The organism is Solwaraspora sp. WMMA2059, from assembly GCF_027497315.1.
Taxonomy (GTDB): Bacteria; Actinomycetota; Actinomycetes; order Mycobacteriales; family Micromonosporaceae; genus Micromonospora_E.
On sequence record NZ_CP114908.1, the window covers coordinates 3,394,335 to 3,408,492 of the forward strand.

The 14,158-nt window shown below is 69.0% G+C and carries 16 protein-coding genes and 1 tRNA gene; 9 read left to right on the plus strand and 8 right to left on the minus strand.

Annotated features, from left to right (window positions below; all coding sequences use genetic code 11):
* Nucleotides 1–278 precede the first annotated feature (278 nt).
* A complete protein-coding gene (locus tag O7553_RS15480; RefSeq protein ID WP_281550465.1) occupies nucleotides 279–896 on the minus strand; it encodes a response regulator in 618 nt (205 codons plus the stop codon).
* Nucleotides 897–1,002: 106 nt separating this feature from the next.
* On the opposite strand from O7553_RS15480, the gene O7553_RS15485 reads away from it, so the two are divergent.
* Nucleotides 1,003–1,079, plus strand: a tRNA-Leu gene (locus tag O7553_RS15485).
* Between the two features lie 44 nt (nucleotides 1,080–1,123).
* Here O7553_RS15485 and O7553_RS15490 read toward each other — a convergent pair.
* A complete protein-coding gene (locus O7553_RS15490; protein WP_281550466.1) occupies nucleotides 1,124–1,816 on the minus strand; it encodes an NUDIX domain-containing protein in 693 nt (230 codons plus the stop codon).
* Between the two features lie 197 nt (nucleotides 1,817–2,013).
* Between O7553_RS15490 and O7553_RS15495 the strand changes: the two genes are divergently transcribed.
* The 5 genes from O7553_RS15495 to O7553_RS15515 all read left to right on the plus strand — a co-directional run bounded on the left by O7553_RS15495 (nucleotide 2,014) and on the right by O7553_RS15515 (nucleotide 8,159).
* Complete coding sequence (locus O7553_RS15495; RefSeq protein ID WP_281550467.1) at nucleotides 2,014–3,684, plus strand: hypothetical protein; 1,671 nt, start codon at nucleotides 2,014–2,016, stop codon at nucleotides 3,682–3,684.
* Nucleotides 3,685–3,691: 7 nt separating this feature from the next.
* Complete coding sequence (locus tag O7553_RS15500; protein WP_281550468.1) at nucleotides 3,692–4,633, plus strand: hypothetical protein; 942 nt, start codon at nucleotides 3,692–3,694, stop codon at nucleotides 4,631–4,633.
* A gap of 53 nt (nucleotides 4,634–4,686) precedes the next feature.
* Nucleotides 4,687–5,496, plus strand: a complete 810-nt coding sequence (locus tag O7553_RS15505) for a hypothetical protein (RefSeq protein ID WP_281550469.1) — start codon at nucleotides 4,687–4,689, stop codon at nucleotides 5,494–5,496.
* A 115-nt stretch (nucleotides 5,497–5,611) separates the two neighbouring features.
* Nucleotides 5,612–6,211 carry a LemA family protein gene (locus tag O7553_RS15510; protein WP_281550470.1) on the plus strand — a complete coding sequence of 200 codons (600 nt, stop codon included), beginning with the start codon at nucleotides 5,612–5,614 and terminating at the stop codon, nucleotides 6,209–6,211.
* 4 nt (nucleotides 6,212–6,215) lie between these two features.
* Nucleotides 6,216–8,159 (plus strand): M48 family metallopeptidase, encoded by a 1,944-nt coding sequence (locus O7553_RS15515; RefSeq protein ID WP_281550471.1) that lies wholly within the window; start codon nucleotides 6,216–6,218, stop codon nucleotides 8,157–8,159.
* Nucleotides 8,160–8,315: 156 nt separating this feature from the next.
* On the opposite strand, the gene O7553_RS15520 is transcribed toward O7553_RS15515, so the two are convergent.
* From O7553_RS15520 to O7553_RS15540, 5 genes are all read right to left on the minus strand, one after another.
* Complete coding sequence (locus tag O7553_RS15520) at nucleotides 8,316–8,507, minus strand: DUF397 domain-containing protein (RefSeq protein WP_281550472.1); 192 nt, start codon at nucleotides 8,505–8,507, stop codon at nucleotides 8,316–8,318.
* A gap of 35 nt (nucleotides 8,508–8,542) precedes the next feature.
* Nucleotides 8,543–9,253, minus strand: a complete 711-nt coding sequence (locus O7553_RS15525; protein WP_281550473.1) for an SDR family NAD(P)-dependent oxidoreductase — start codon at nucleotides 9,251–9,253, stop codon at nucleotides 8,543–8,545.
* 173 nt (nucleotides 9,254–9,426) lie between these two features.
* Complete coding sequence (locus tag O7553_RS15530) at nucleotides 9,427–9,606, minus strand: DUF397 domain-containing protein (protein ID WP_281550474.1); 180 nt, start codon at nucleotides 9,604–9,606, stop codon at nucleotides 9,427–9,429.
* Nucleotides 9,603–9,893, minus strand: coding sequence for a Scr1 family TA system antitoxin-like transcriptional regulator (locus tag O7553_RS15535; protein WP_281550475.1), 291 nt, complete (start codon nucleotides 9,891–9,893; stop codon nucleotides 9,603–9,605). Before O7553_RS15535 ends, O7553_RS15530 begins: the two co-directional genes overlap by 4 nt.
* The gene (locus O7553_RS15540; protein WP_281550476.1) at nucleotides 9,893–10,387 is read right to left on the minus strand and encodes a Scr1 family TA system antitoxin-like transcriptional regulator; all 495 of its coding nucleotides are present in this window, start codon (nucleotides 10,385–10,387) and stop codon (nucleotides 9,893–9,895) included. Before O7553_RS15540 ends, O7553_RS15535 begins: the two co-directional genes overlap by 1 nt.
* Before the next feature lie 260 nt (nucleotides 10,388–10,647).
* On the opposite strand from O7553_RS15540, the gene O7553_RS15545 reads away from it, so the two are divergent.
* Nucleotides 10,648–11,010, plus strand: a complete 363-nt coding sequence (locus O7553_RS15545) for a hypothetical protein (RefSeq protein ID WP_281550477.1) — start codon at nucleotides 10,648–10,650, stop codon at nucleotides 11,008–11,010.
* A complete protein-coding gene (locus O7553_RS15550; RefSeq protein WP_281550478.1) occupies nucleotides 11,004–11,606 on the plus strand; it encodes a hypothetical protein in 603 nt (200 codons plus the stop codon). The genes O7553_RS15545 and O7553_RS15550 overlap by 7 nt, the downstream gene beginning before the upstream one ends.
* A gap of 164 nt (nucleotides 11,607–11,770) precedes the next feature.
* On the opposite strand, the gene manD is transcribed toward O7553_RS15550, so the two are convergent.
* Nucleotides 11,771–12,979: a D-mannonate dehydratase ManD gene (manD, locus tag O7553_RS15555; protein ID WP_281550479.1), complete on the minus strand. Its 1,209-nt coding sequence runs from the start codon at nucleotides 12,977–12,979 to the stop codon at nucleotides 11,771–11,773.
* A gap of 120 nt (nucleotides 12,980–13,099) precedes the next feature.
* Here manD and O7553_RS15560 point away from each other — a divergent pair, with 120 nt between their 5' ends.
* Nucleotides 13,100–14,107, plus strand: coding sequence for an LLM class flavin-dependent oxidoreductase (locus tag O7553_RS15560; protein ID WP_281550480.1), 1,008 nt, complete (start codon nucleotides 13,100–13,102; stop codon nucleotides 14,105–14,107).
* The last annotated feature ends 51 nt before the right edge of the window (nucleotides 14,108–14,158 follow it).

The following is a 14,158-nucleotide window of genomic DNA, read 5'->3' on the forward strand; positions in this document are numbered from 1 at the left end:
CTCCTAGATCCAATTGGCCCGAACCACCCACTGCCGATTGGCTCTTGCGGGAAGCACGCACCCGGCCGCTATCCCGGCCTTGGGGCGGGACGCTATCCCACCTGCCGGGCACGCCGTAAGGTCCAGGAAGGGCCGTTGACAAAAACGTTACGTAGCGTGGCCTGACTGCCCGTATGGCTGTAACACGCGTCGGCTGTCATCCCCCGACGCCGATGCCGGGGCGACGGCTCACTGCTGCCGCCGGCGTCACCGCTCTGCTGCTGACTGGCGGCCTCGGTTCACTGCTGCTGGCTGGCGGCCTCACCGGGCGTCTCGGCCAGGATCCGGTCGGCGACGTCGCGCATGGTCATCCGATGGTCCATCGCCATCCGCTGGATCCACTTGAACGCCTGCGGCTCGGTCATGCCGTACGAGGTCATCAGCATGCCCTTGGCCCGCTCGACGACCTTGCGGGTCTCCAGCCGGTCGGTCAGGCCAGCGACCTCGGACTCCAGCGCGGCCACCTCGGAGTAGCGGGACAGCGCGATCTCGATCGCCGGCACCAGGTCGCTCTTCTGGAACGGCTTCACCAGGTACGCCATCGCACCCGCCGCCCGGGCCCGCTCCACCAGGTCCCGCTGGCTGAACGCGGTGAGGATGACCACCGGGGCGATCCGGCCACCGGCGATCCGCTCGGCCGCCGCCAACCCGTCCATGATCGGCATCTTGATGTCAAGGATGACCAGGTCGGGCTTGAGCTCCTCGGCGAGCCGGACGGCCGTCTCGCCGTCCCCGGCCTCGCCGACCACGTCGTAGCCCTCCTCCAGGAGCATCTCCGCCAGATCGAGGCGGATCAACGCCTCATCCTCCGCGATCAGCACCCGCCTGCGCTCGGCACCCGCCTGCCTGTCGGCCACGTACCCCTACCCCCAACGCTTGCCACCCGACACCCACCGGGTTGGGTGTCACCGCCTTCAGCGTAGTAGGTAGGCTTGGCGTAGCCGGGCCCCAGACCCGACAAAGGTCCCCGTACTCCAACCGGTAGAGAGACGGAGCTCAAACCTCCGACAGTGTGGGTTCGAATCCCACCGGGGGCACCACCCAGCTAGGCGCGGCCCTTCGGTCCGGTGGGCCGGACTCGATATCAGCGCTGTCCCGCCGTTGGCCCGTGGCTTCCGCTGCGCAGCATCGGCGGATACAGCACGGTCGCCCCACCGGCACGGTAGAGCGCGGCGGGCCGGCCCACGTCGGTCACCCGGCGATGGCCGGTAGGAACGAGAAAGTCGTCGGCGTTGACCACCTTGCGGTGGAAGTTGCGGGGATCGATACCCATCCCCCACACCACCTCGTACACCCGCCGCAGCTCGGTGATGGTGAAGGTCGGCGGGCAGAACGCCGTCGCCAGGGTCGTGTACTCCAGTTTGGCGCGGGCCCGTTCGACTCCGTCGGCCAGGATCGTGGCGTGGTCGAAGGCGAGGTCGTCCGAGCCGAGCTCGTCGACCGGCGACCACCTGGCGTGTCGCGCGTCGGTGCCGGCCGCCGGCAGCGGCAGGTCCGGAGCGAGCGCGAGGTACGCGATGCTGACCACCCGGCCTCGCGGATCGCGCCCGGGCTCGGTATAGCTGTACAGCTGTTCGAGGTGGAGGGCGCGGCCGTCGATCCCGGTCTCCTCGGCGAGCTCCCGCAGGGCGGCGGCACCGGAGTCCTCATTGGCGCCGACGAACCCTCCAGGTAGGGCGGTCCTGCCCAGAAAGGGCTGCTTGCCTCGTTCGATCAGCAGCACGTGCAACCGCTCGTCCCGCACGGTCAACACGACCAGGTCAACCGTCAGTGACACCAGGGTCACTACTCCTCGACCGTTCACGGCCCGAGTGTATCCAATCGTCACCTTGACGATAACCGATTGCCCACTTACGCTTGGTAACTGATATCGTCAGCCTGACGATATCTATCGGCTACCTGTGACGACCCGGTCCCGCCCGGTCGTCGTTCAACCGCGATCCGATTTCAGCACCCTCCCCGGAGGTCGCCCTCATGACCGATCAGATCTCCCCCGTGCCGCCGCAGCGGCCGCCCACGCCGCAGCCGGCCACACCGCAACCGCCGACGCCGACGGTGGCGGTGGCGGTGGCGCCCACCTCAGCTACCCGACACCTTGTCGTCGGCGCGTACCTCGACGAGCGGTTCTGCCGGGCCGCGCTACGGGAGGTGTACGACCAGCCGACCCGGGCGGTGGCACCGTCCTACGGGTTCGACCTCGGCACCGTGCTCGGGCACTGCCGACAGGCCGGGCGCATCCTCACCATCCGGGACTCCGTCATCGTCGGAGTGCTGCTCCTCAGCCTCTGCATCGGAGGGTTCGGCATCCTGGCGACCGGCATGCTGCTCGGCGCCGTGCAGTCGGTTGTCTCGACAATCCGGTTGGTGCGCGACTCGCTGCACCGGACAGCCGTCGACGAGTCGCGACGGCTGAGCCGGATCGTTGGCTCCGCCGTCGCGAGTCTGGTCAGCATCGGCGCGTTCTGGCTGTTCCTGGCCCTGCTCTTCGGCTCCGCCAGCCTCCTGGTGACCAGTCAGGCGTTCCAAGGCGAAGACCCCGTCACGAGCTTGTTGGTAGTCGTCCATATCGGAGCCGTGATGGCTTTGTGCGCTGCGTTCGGGCCCACCGTGGTCGCCAACATCGTCCGGTGGCACGAGGCCGCGCAGCATGGGCCCGCCAGCCGTCCGCCGGCCCTGCCGTCGGACGGCCGGATCCAGGAGATCCTGCGGCAGCAGGGCGGGAACACCATCGTCTACTCCGGCTACTCTCCCTTCGTCGGATCGGGAAAGGTCCTGGGAATCTCGGACCTGGCCGTCCGGATGATCCGCCCGCAACAGGGCTTCGATGACCGGTCCTCCGAGTCACAGCGGGAGATCGACGAACTCCCGTTCGCTGCGGAGCAGCTCGTCGGATACGTCCGGGACCGGCTCGCGACGCTCAGCCAGGCGGACTCGCCGGAGCACCTGTTGCCGGGCCTGACGGTGGTGGACAAGGTCTTCACCGCGGGTACCGAGACCACCGAACTAGCCCAGATGACCTGGGGACCCACCATGGTGGACATCATCCGGCAGCCGCGCGACGCCCGCCGGCACTACCTCGCCTGCCAGGTCACCTCCTGGCGGGGCGAGCTGGTCACCACCGTGTACGCGCACTTCGCGCTGCAGGGCCGCACGCTCTACCTCGAGATCGCCACCTGCGCGCTGGCCCCGTGCCGCGACGAGTACCGGATCGTTGACGACGTCAGCAGCATCGGACTACTGCCCTACGCCAGGGCCGCCCTGTCCGGTCTGGCCGAATCACCGCAGGTGGTGGCGATGGCTCCGGTCAACCTGGCCCGGACCGTCGTACGGTCGCTGATCCGGCGCGTCGCGACGAGTCGGTCGGCCCTGCCGTACGGCATCGACCGGGGCGCCCGGGTCGGAGTTCGCGAGCTGGCCACCTTCGACGAGGTCCGCAACGACTTCCAGAACCAGGACGTCGCGAAGTACCAGGAGATTGTCACTCGCCGCCTGGTCGCCGCCACCCTCGACTTCCTCGTCGAGCAGGGGGTGGACGTCACCGAGTTCCGCCAGCGCGCAAACGTCCTGATCAACAGCGGCTTCTACGCCGTTGGCAACGTGCAGACCGGCAACATCTCCAACTCGTTCAACCCGGTCCGGAAGTGAGCATCTGATGAATCAGCCAGGCGTCAGCCACAACAGCGGCTTCTACGCCAGCGGCAACGTACGCACCGGCAACATCTCCAACTCGTTCAACCCGGTTTCCGGCGGCGCCACGCCACACCGGGGCGACACCCGTGCCGTACCGCAGCAGTCCGAAACCGACCCCGCCCAGGAGCGGGCCGATCTGGGTGTGCTGACCGTACTGCCGCAGGAGACGCGCGCCGTCGTCGAGGTCTTCCAGCAGGCCGAGGAGTACCGCCGCAAGGTGCTCCCCGACGGCAGCCGGGTGCACGAGGCCACCTTCGAGACTCCGCACGGGCCGCGCACAGCGGTGCTGATGCAGACCCTGGACCGGGGGCAACTGTCGGCCACCGCCGCCTACACCCGGCTACGGCACTGGTACTCGCCGCCGATCATCGCCCTCGTCGGCATCGCCGGTGGCATCAGCGCCCAACTCGACGTCGGCGACGTGGTCCTCGCCGACCAGATCATTTTCTACGACAACCATCGGGACACCGCGGACGGTCCCCGCTGGCGGGGCGAGTCGACGGCGCTGACGGCGGCACTGACCATCGCGGTAAACGACCTGTTCAGCACCGAGGGCGAGCCATTGCGAATTCCCTCACCGGATCACGGCGGCGACTTCCGCGTACGACGCGGGCCGCTGGGTTCCGGCAGCGCGGTGATCACCGACGAACACTCCCGGATCCGTACGTTCTTGCATGACTTCCAGGAGAAGTGCCTCGCTGTCGAGACCGAGTCCGGTGGCCTCGTACAGGGCTTCCGGGAGGAGTTCGCCGACGGTACCGGGCTCACCGGCTGGCTCGTGCTCCGCGGCATTTCCGACCATGCAGACGCGGCAAAGGGCCACCGCGACCACGACCTGGCGGCCCGAAACGCCGCCCGGGCGTTCCACCGCGTGCTGCCCTACCTGTGGGACGCACGCCGCTGACAGGTGCTGCCCGGACCCGGTCCGGGCAGCACCTGCCGTACCAGGAGGATGCGATGCCAGGTCCGGTTCGCGCCTGGCCACCGCGCAGGCGTGGTCTGTTCAGCCACCGGCTGGACACCGTAATCACCGTCCTGCTCGCCCTGGCGCTCGGTCTGCTCGGCGTCCTTGACGTGGTCGACACCGCCACCGTGGCTGCCGCGACGCTGGGAACGCTGGCCCTGCTCACCACGACTGTGGCCGGGGAGCGCCGGCAGCTGGACCAGGTGGTGCGCCGGCTGGACGGCGCGGTACGGCTGATTCGGCACCTGCCGGCCCAGCCGTCCGGCGGGATGTCGCTACGGGCCTCCACCTCCGGTGCAGACGTCGACCTCACCGACGTCGAGGACATTGCCCTAGTCGGGGTGACCCTCGGCCGGACCCTGCGTAACCAGGTCGATCAGATCGCCAGCCGGCTTGCCGCAGGTGCCCGCATCAGAGTGGCGCTCATCGACCCGGCGACCTCCGTACCGGCCGAGGCCGCCCGGCGGGCCACCCTTCCGGACGACCGGGACATCTTCGTCAACCGGGCCCGGCCTACTCTCGACCTGTTACGCGAGCTGGCCCGTACCGCCCGTCCCGGCACCGGCTCCCTGGAGGTACGGTTGCTGCCGCTCGTGCCGGCGTCGGGGATGATCCTGCTGGACGCCGACGAGGAGACCGGACGCATTCACGTCGACCTCTACTCCCACCGCCCGTCGGCAGCCGAACCGATGATGACGCTGACCACCGCCAGTCTGCAGTGGTACCGACACTTCCGTGACGAGTTCGAACACCTCTGGCGGCACGGACGGCCGGTCGACCTCACTGGTGCTCCGGTGCCCTGACCGGCCGCTCTGGTTCGGCCCGGCTGCGGTGCAGGTGGCGTACGCTCGGGCGAGCTATCAGTGCAGGCCGCCGGGGTCGCTGCGTCACCGCTGGCGAGGCAGGGAGCAGGAGGACATGGAACTGGCCATCGGGCTCTTCTGCCTGATTTGTATAGTTGTGGTAGTCTTCGCCGGGTACGGCGTCGCGGTGTACAACGGACTGGTCACCGCCCGTAACGCGTTCCGGAACGCGTTCGCCCAGATCGACGTACAGCTGACCCGACGCCACGACCTCATCCCCAACCTCGTCGAGGTTGCCAAGGGGTACATGAGACACGAACGTGAGGCGCTCGAAGCGGTGATCGCCGCTCGCGGCGGCGCGGTCGACGCGCAGGCCGCCGCGACCGGTAAGCCGGGCGACCCCGCAGCGATGCAGCAGCTAGCCGGGGCCGAGAACATGCTGACCCAGAGCCTGGGAAGGCTGTTCGCGCTCTCCGAGGCGTACCCGGACCTCAAGGCCAACCAGAACATGATGCAGCTGACCGAGGAGCTGACCTCCACCGAGAACCGGGTCGCGTTCGCCCGGCAGGCCTACAACGACGCGGTGATGGGCTACAACAACAAGCGGGAACGCTTCCCCGGCAGCATCGTGGCGAGCATGTTCTCGTTCAGCCCGGCCGCCCTGTTCGAGGTCGACGATCCGCAGCAGCGGCAGGCTCCCCAGGTGAACTTCTGAGCGAATGAACTTCTTCGAACGGCAACGTCAGGTCCGACGGGTCTCCGCCCGGCTGGTCGTGCTGTTCGTGGCCGCCGTCGTCGGCATCGTGGCCGTGGTCGACCTCGCCGTCTTCGTCGTCTTCGACGGCGCGTCCCGGCAACCGGTCGCGCTCCTCGGCATGCTGGTGGTGACCAGTCTGGCGACCGTCGCGGTGATCGGCCTGGCGGCGCTGGTCCGCACCGTCACGCTACGCGGTGGCGGCGGACGGGTGGCCCGGGAGCTCGGCGGCGTACCGGTGCCGCCGGACACCACCGACCCGCAGCTGCGCCGGCTGCGCAACGTGGTCGAGGAGATCGCCATCGCCTCCAGCGTGCCGGTGCCGGAGATCTACCTGCTGCCGCGCGAGGAGGGGATCAACGCGTTCGCCGCCGGCTGGTCGACCTCGGATGCGGCGATCGCGGTCACCCGTGGCACGCTGGAGCGGCTCAACCGCGACGAGCTGCAGGGCGTCATCGCCCACGAGTTCAGCCACGTGGTCAACGGCGACATGCGGCTCAACATCCGGTTGATGGGGCTGCTGTTCGGCATCCTGTTCCTGGCGGTGATCGGCCGTGGCCTACTGCGCACCGGATTCGTCAGCGGTGGCCGCTCCCGCAGCGACAACCGGGGCGGCAATCCGCTGCCGCTGATCGGGCTGGCGATGGTCGCCGCCGGGTACGTCGGTGTGCTGGTCGGCCGACTGATCAAAGCGTCGGTGTCCCGGCAACGCGAGTACCTGGCCGACGCGTCGGCCGTGCAGTTCACCCGGCAGACCGCCGGGCTGGCCGGTGCGCTCAAGAAGATCGCCGGGCTGCCCGCCGGGTCACAGTTGAAGAGTCCGAAGTCCGAAGAGGTCGGCCACATGCTGTTCGGCCCGGGTGGCAGGCTGACCGCGCTGTTCTCGACGCATCCGCCGATCGCCGACCGGATCAAGGCACTCGATCCCAGCTTCGACGCGACCGAGCTGACCACACTGTCCCGGCGGTGGGCGGCGGCCCCGCCGTCCGGGCTGGCCGAGGACCGCGCGCTCGGGCTCACCGGCGGCACCCCGGGCGGCGCCGCGTTGCCCGCCGACGCCGCGTTGCCCGCCGACGACACCCAGGTGCCGATGGACCCGGCCCAGGTCGTCGACCGGATCGGCGCGCCGCCGGCGAGCGCCTACCAACACGCCGCCGACCTGCTCTCCCGGATCCCGCAGGAGCTGACGGAGCAGGCCCGTCGACCGGACACAGTGGCACCGTTGATCCTCGGCCTGCTGCTGTCGGCCGACCCGCAGGTCCGCGCCGGCCAGCATGCCGCCATCGCCCAGCGGTACGGCTCCGCGCTCGCCGACGCCGCCTGGCAGGCCGGTGCGCGCACCGCCGGCCTGCACCCGATGCTACGGCTGCCGCTGGCCGAGGTCGCCTTCCCCGCGTTGGCGCAGCGGTCACCGGCCGACCGGGACGCGCTCGCCGACGCGATGGCCACCCTGGTCCGGGCCGACAGGCGGATCAGCGTCTTCGAGTACTGCCTGTCCCGGCTCGTCGGCGACGAGCTGCGCGAATCGCTGCGGCCATCGTCGCAGCCGGGCCACGGCCGCCGTACGCTGCGCGCCAGCCAACCGGCTGTACAGACGCTGCTCAGCGTGCTCGCCCAGGCCGGGCACCCGGACCCGGCCGCCGCGCAGCGGGCCTTCGCCGCCGGTGCGGCGCACGCTCTGCCCGAGGCATCCGCCCGGTTCACCCCGCCTGCGGGCGGCGTACTGGAACTGGAATCGGTCTGGCCGCTCCTCGACGAACTGCGCCCGGTGGAGAAGTCCCGGCTGGTGGCGGCGGCGGTCGCGGTGATCGGACACGACGGGGTGATGACCGTGCCGGAGGTCGAGCTGCTGCGGACCATCTGCCTGATCCTGCACAGCCCACTGCCACCACTTCCGGTGCCGGCCTGACCGCTCACAGCCTGCCCCTGGAGCCGCGCTCGTGACGACGTCCTCGCTGACCGACCTCGTACAGCCGTGATCCACAGCGTCTCTTCGACCCGACACGCCGGCGTGTGGTCAGCTGGAGCGCAGCGGATCACGGCACATGCGTCTGAAGATGGGCGGCTACCTCGTTACTGTGGCGAAAACGAGGAAGGCATCCCGTCCGTGGGACGTGAAGATCAACGTCGCCCCTTCCCTATCTTTGCTGTCCCGGACAGCGACGATTCCTGGGTAGTTAGTTGCAACCTCGACACAGTTGCCTTGTGAGCTACTTCGGCTGCTCTTCCGCCGCTCCGCACCGGTCAGATCAGACATGATTCCTCCCCGGTTGACTTCCGCCTATCTCCTACCTACCAGGGTAGTAGCTTGCGGTTGTAGAAGAGGTCGCCGGTGGGTCCATCGTCGGGGAGCGTGGCCAGCCAGGTGAAGGTGTCGGCTGCTTCGCCGGGAGTGTCATTGGCTTTTCCGTAGGCGAGGCGGGTGTCGACCTTCCCCGGCGACGCCGCGTTGACGAGGATGTTGTGCTCGTGTAGCTCTGCGGCGAGGATCTGGGTGAACGCGTTGACGCCTGCTTTGGAGACTCGGTAGGAGACGCTGCCGGTGCCCATTTCGGCGGACGTACCCATGTGGCTGGTGACGTTGACGATCCGGCCGTACCCGTTTCGCTTCATCTCGGGGATGGCGGCTGTGCAACAGCGCCAGGTGCCGATGAGGTTGGCGTCGAGGGTCGCAGCGACCTTCTCCATGTCGGCTGCGCTGGCGGCCTGGCCTCGGTCGATGGCGATGGCGGCGTTGTTGACCAGGACATCGAGCCGGCCGTACTGGTAGCCGACGTCGGCCATGGCGCGCGCGACGCTGGCGGGGTCGGTGATGTCGAGCTGGTGGCCGGAGGCAGGCAGGCCGAGGCCGGTCAGCTCTGTGGCGGTGCGCTCTGCGGCTTCGTCGCTTCTGGCGGTGACCACGACGTGGAGTCCGGCCTGTGCAAGCTGCTGGGCGATTGCTCGGCCGAGCCCTCGGTTGGCTCCGGTGACGACGGCTACCCGCTGGACGTCCGATGTCATGGTGCTATGCGACCAGACCCCGTACGCGTTCGTCCAACTCGCGGGTGGCGGGGGTGTCGTACCTGGTGAGGCGGCTGTGGATGTCCTCCAGTCGGAGACAGGAGCCCCGCCCGGCTTGTCATCGCTGGGCGGGGCTCCTGCCGGCCTACGGTCGGTCACCTATCGCAGTTGGCTCAGTGTCTGGTGGGTACCTCGTTGATGAACGACCGCCAGACGGTCGGGGTGAAGGCAAGGGTGCCGCCATCGCGGTCCTTCGTGTCCCGCACGTACACCCGGCCCGGGATGTTGTCCGCCACCTCTACGCAGGCCGTGGTGTCGGATCGAGTTGACTTGTGCCACTTGGCACCGCTCATGTCCACTTCTCGGCCATCCTTACGATGAGTTCCCTGGTTTGCCGGCTTGCAAGAGTATGCGCACGGATCGACTCCCAGTCCCGATCAAGCTCCGCGACATCATCAGGCGACTCGACAACCCTGCCTCCCAGCCGACCCTCCGCGTATCCGATTCCTCTCGCTTCCACAGTGGCGATAGCGAACGGGCCGTCAAGACCAGGGTAGGCCCCGGTCACGGTCGGCACCACATGGATGATCACGTTTGGCCGGGTCGCAGCCACAGCAAGCGCGTTCAGCTGCTCCCGCATCACGTCGGCATCGCCGACCTCCCGGTGCAGAACGTTCTCCCAAGGACCGCCACCAGGCGACATGGCTCCGGTTCACGGTTGAGGATCTCCTGGCGGCCCAGCCGGGTGGCGATAGCCGCATCCTGCTGAGGGCCGACGACATCATACGAAGCGAGCAGCGCTCGGGCGTACGCCTCGGTCTGCAGCAAGCCCGGCACCACGAGTGGTTGGAACAGCCGAAGCATGCTGGCGCGAGCTTCGTAGTCCACAAACTCGCGGAACCAGACCGGATCCTGTTCACCAACGACAAACTCCCGGTAGAACTTCATGAACGTGGTGCCGAACACCTTGTCCACCATGCCCAGGTAGTTGGGCAGGGCAGGCCGCTCACCGCGCTCGATGGAGCCGACGTGCTTCGCAGAAAAGTGGACGCGCTCGCCCCACGACTCCTGGGTGAGACCCATCGACTCACGCACTCGACGTAGCTCCGATATCAGATATTCGCTACCGCTCACAAGCCCTCACATCCCTCAAATTCCCTCGTGCTGGCCAACGCATTGGCGGCATCGGCGTCCCGCCGTACACGGGTCACCAAACATGTTCCGCCAAGCGCCATTAAGAGTCCAGGGTGGATGCGTCGACAGTTCACTGATCAAAGGATCTTGGCTGTGCATAGTAGTCACGGAATCGACGAACAACTACCGCTGGACCTCGGAGCGGCCCGCCGGATGCGATCGACCTGTGGTACCCGGGTGAACCGGGGACGGTGGTCGCGGTGAAGGGGCGGTTGCGGGAACTGGCCGCTGCCGGTGGTGGGGTGCTGGTCATCCGGCACGACGGGCAACCTGGGGTCGGCCGGGTCGCGGGTACGGCGTACCGCGATGTGGCCGGCGCGGACCCGGCGGCCGACAGCGGTGGTGGTGGTCATGTGGCGGTGCGGCCCTTGTGGTCGTGTGCCGGCTGCGGCGGATCCTGGCCGTGTCTGGTGGCGCGGGTCGAGTTGGCGGGGGTGTTCGGGCCGGTCGCGTTGGCGACGTACATGGTGGAGCGGATGACCGAGGCGGCGTTCGACCTGCCCGACGTCACGGCGGCCGAGCTGTTCGACCGGTTCCTGCTGTGGACGTGGCGGCCATGCTGACCATCCGGACCGCCACAGCCGCTGATGTTGAGCCGTTGGCCGAGTTGCTGGCGCAGGCATGCGTGCTGGACCCGGTGGTGTCCTGGCTGATCAGCGACCACGCGCTGCGCTACCTGACGATGCACCAGCTCTTCACCGCCGAGCTGGAGTTCGGCGTACGGCACGGCATCGTAGACGTCGTCGGCCATTGCGACGGGGTGGCAATCTGGTACCCGCACCCGTTCGACCGGCTGCTCGCGGCGGAGCATCAACGGCGCAGGTTGCGGGCCTGCGGCGACCGGCACGGACCGTACGCGCACTACACGTTCACCGCCGGCCGCATGGAGCCGACCGGCCGGCACCACCATCTGGCGTTCCTGGCGGCGGCACCATCTGGCGTTCCTGGCGGCGGCACCCTGGCTGAGACGGCGAGGCATCGGGTCGGCGCTGCTGGCCGCGCATCATGCCCGGCTCGACCGGATCGGGATGCCGGCCGTGGTCGAGGCGAGCAGCCAGCGACAACGGGTGTTCCACGAACGCCACGGCTACCGGATCGTCCGGGTGGCCCACCTGCCGGCCGGCGGCCCACCGCTGTGGGCGATGCGCCGCTCCGGTGACCCGGTCGACCAACCGCCCATGGCGGTAGCCCGGCGTGTCGGCTGAGCCAGAAGAGCCGCAGCGCCTCGTCGATGTAGAGGCTGAGATACCTCAAACCTGCGTCATAGGGTATCTCAGCCTCACATCGACGCGTGCCGGCGAGGAACCGACCGGCCTGGTCGGGTCACCAGTTGTGCATCGACCCGTCGGTGAGGCGGTTGACCGGCAGCGAGGCCGGCGCGTACGGGTAGCGCGCCGCCGCGGACTCGTCGATGTCGACGCCGAGCCCGGGTTCCTCGCCGGGGTGCAGGTAGCCGTCGGCGAAGTGGTACGAGTGCGGGAACACCTCGTCGGTGGCCTCGGTGTGCCGCATGTATTCCTGCAGGCCGAAGTTGGGGATGCTCAGGTCGACGTGCAGCGCGGCGGCCATACACACCGGGGACAGGTCGGTGGCGCCGTGCGAGCCGCTACGGACGTGGTGCAGCGCCGCCAGGTCGAAGATCCGCCGCAGGTGACTGATCCCGCCGGCCCGCACCACCGTGGTCCGGACGTAGTCGATCAGCTGCTCGGTGATCAGCTGCTGACAGTCGAAGATGGTGTTGAAGACCTCCCCGACGGCGATCGGCGTGGTGGTGTGCTGGCGGATCAGCCGGAAGCCCTCCTGCAGCTCGGCCGGGACCGGGTCCTCCAGCCAGGTCAGCCGGTACGGTTCCAGGTCCTTGCCGAGCCGGGCCGCCTCGATCGGGGTGAGCCGGTGGTGGGCGTCGTGCAGCAGCTTCAGGTGCGGGCCGAACTCGTCGCGTACCGCCGCGAAGACCTGCGGGGTGTGCACCAGGTAGCGCTCGGTCGACCAGGTGGTCTCGGTGGGGATCGCGGCGTCGGCCGGCTCGTAGAACATCCGGTCCTTGCCGACGCCGTAGGTGGCCGGCAGGCCCGGGACGGCGGTCTGCACCCGCACCGCCCGGTAGCCGAGGTCGACGTAGCGGGCCACCTCGGCGAGCACCTCGGGGACCGTCTCGGCGTTGGCGTGGCCGTAGACGGTGACCCCGTCGCGGCAGCGACCGCCGAGCAGCTGGTAGACCGGTAGTCCGGCGGTCTTTCCCTTGATGTCCCACAGCGCGGTGTCGACTGCCGCGATGGCGCTCATCGTGACCGGACCGCGCCGCCAGTAGGCACCCCGGTACAGGTACTGCCAGGTGTCCTCGATCCGGCTCGCGTCCCGACCGATCAGCGTCGGCACCACGTGGTCACGCAGGTAGCTGGCGACGGCCAGTTCGCGGCCGTTGAGGGTGGCGTCGCCGACGCCGGTCACACCGTCCGAGGTGACGATCTTCAAGGTGACGAAGTTGCGGCCCGGGCAGGTCACGATCACCCGGGCGTCCACGATCCGCATCGACCAGTCTCCTCGTCTGCGCGGCCGGCTGCCGCTCGCCGCCGAGGTTAGCCGAATCGACGATGCCGGGAGATCCGGGCGGCGGGAAGATCCGGGCGGGTACCCGGGTTGGGCACAGGTGTGATCGACGTTCCGCTCTCCGTCCTCGACGTGGCCCCGGTCGCCGCCGGCAGATCCGCCGGTGAGGCGCTGCGGCACACCACCGAGCTGGCCCGCCGGGTCGAGCAGCTCGGCTACCACCGGTTGTGGGTGGCCGAACACCACAACATGCCAGCCATCGCAAGCTCGGCACCGGCGGTGCTGCTCGCCCACCTGGCCGCGGCCACCTCGACGATCCGGGTCGGCTCCGGCGGGGTGATGCTGCCCAACCATCCGCCGCTGGTGGTCGCCGAGCAGTTCGGCACGTTGGAGGCGCTGCACCCGGGCCGGGTCGACCTCGGCATCGGCCGGGCCCCGGGCACCGACCAGGCCACCGCGCTGGCGCTGCGGCGAACCATGGCCGGGCTGGGCGCTGAAACGTTCCCGCAGGAGCTGGCGACCCTGATCGGCTATCTGCGCGGCGACGCCGGACCGATCGCCGCGACCCCGCACGCCGGGCAGTCACCGGCGATCTGGCTGCTCGGTTCCAGCGGATTCAGCGCCCAACTCGCCGGCACCCTGGGCCTGCCGTTCTCTTTCGCACACCATTTCAGTGCGGCCAACACGCTGCCGGCGCTCGCGCTGTACCGGCGGCATTTCCGCCCGTCGGCGTGGTTGGACCGGCCGTACGCGATGGTCGCGGTCAACGTCGTCTGCGCCGAGTCGGACGAGCGGGCCGAGTGGCTGTCCGGCCCGGCCGCCCTGGCGTTTCTGCGGCTGCGCGCCGGGCGGCCGGAGGCGCTGGTCAGCCCGGAGGAAGCGGCCGCCTATCCGTACACGGATCTCGAGCTGCAGTTCATCCGCCAACGCAACGAGGAGCAGGCGGTCGGCTCCCCCGACACGGTCCGGCGGGCGCTGCACGAGTTGCGCGAGCGCACCGGTGCCGACGAGCTGATGTTGACCACGATGGTGTACGACGTCGCCGACCGGGTGCGCTCGTTCGAGCTGGTGGCCGGTGACCCGGGTCACCCCACGGACGGCGATCAATAGCTGGAAACAGGAGCTTCATCAGCCGGTCACCGCCGCGCGACGGTCCGCTGG

Bases quoted from the DNA above. Each gene is read 5' to 3' on its own strand.
- O7553_RS15495 (WP_281550467.1), top strand. From the start codon at position 2,014: ATGACCGATCAGATCTCCCCCGTGCCGCCGCAGCGGCCGCCCACGCCG.
- O7553_RS15500 (WP_281550468.1), top strand. From the start codon at position 3,692: ATGAATCAGCCAGGCGTCAGCCACAACAGCGGCTTCTACGCCAGCGGC.
- O7553_RS15505 (WP_281550469.1), top strand. From the start codon at position 4,687: ATGCCAGGTCCGGTTCGCGCCTGGCCACCGCGCAGGCGTGGTCTGTTC.
- O7553_RS15510 (WP_281550470.1), top strand. From the start codon at position 5,612: ATGGAACTGGCCATCGGGCTCTTCTGCCTGATTTGTATAGTTGTGGTA.
- O7553_RS15515 (WP_281550471.1), top strand. From the start codon at position 6,216: ATGAACTTCTTCGAACGGCAACGTCAGGTCCGACGGGTCTCCGCCCGG.
- O7553_RS15520 (WP_281550472.1), bottom strand. From the start codon at position 8,507: ATGTCTGATCTGACCGGTGCGGAGCGGCGGAAGAGCAGCCGAAGTAGC.
- O7553_RS15525 (WP_281550473.1), bottom strand. From the start codon at position 9,253: ATGACATCGGACGTCCAGCGGGTAGCCGTCGTCACCGGAGCCAACCGA.
- O7553_RS15530 (WP_281550474.1), bottom strand. From the start codon at position 9,606: ATGAGCGGTGCCAAGTGGCACAAGTCAACTCGATCCGACACCACGGCC.
- O7553_RS15535 (WP_281550475.1), bottom strand. From the start codon at position 9,893: ATGCGGGAGCAGCTGAACGCGCTTGCTGTGGCTGCGACCCGGCCAAAC.
- O7553_RS15550 (WP_281550478.1), top strand. From the start codon at position 11,004: ATGCTGACCATCCGGACCGCCACAGCCGCTGATGTTGAGCCGTTGGCC.
- manD (WP_281550479.1), bottom strand. From the start codon at position 12,979: ATGCGGATCGTGGACGCCCGGGTGATCGTGACCTGCCCGGGCCGCAAC.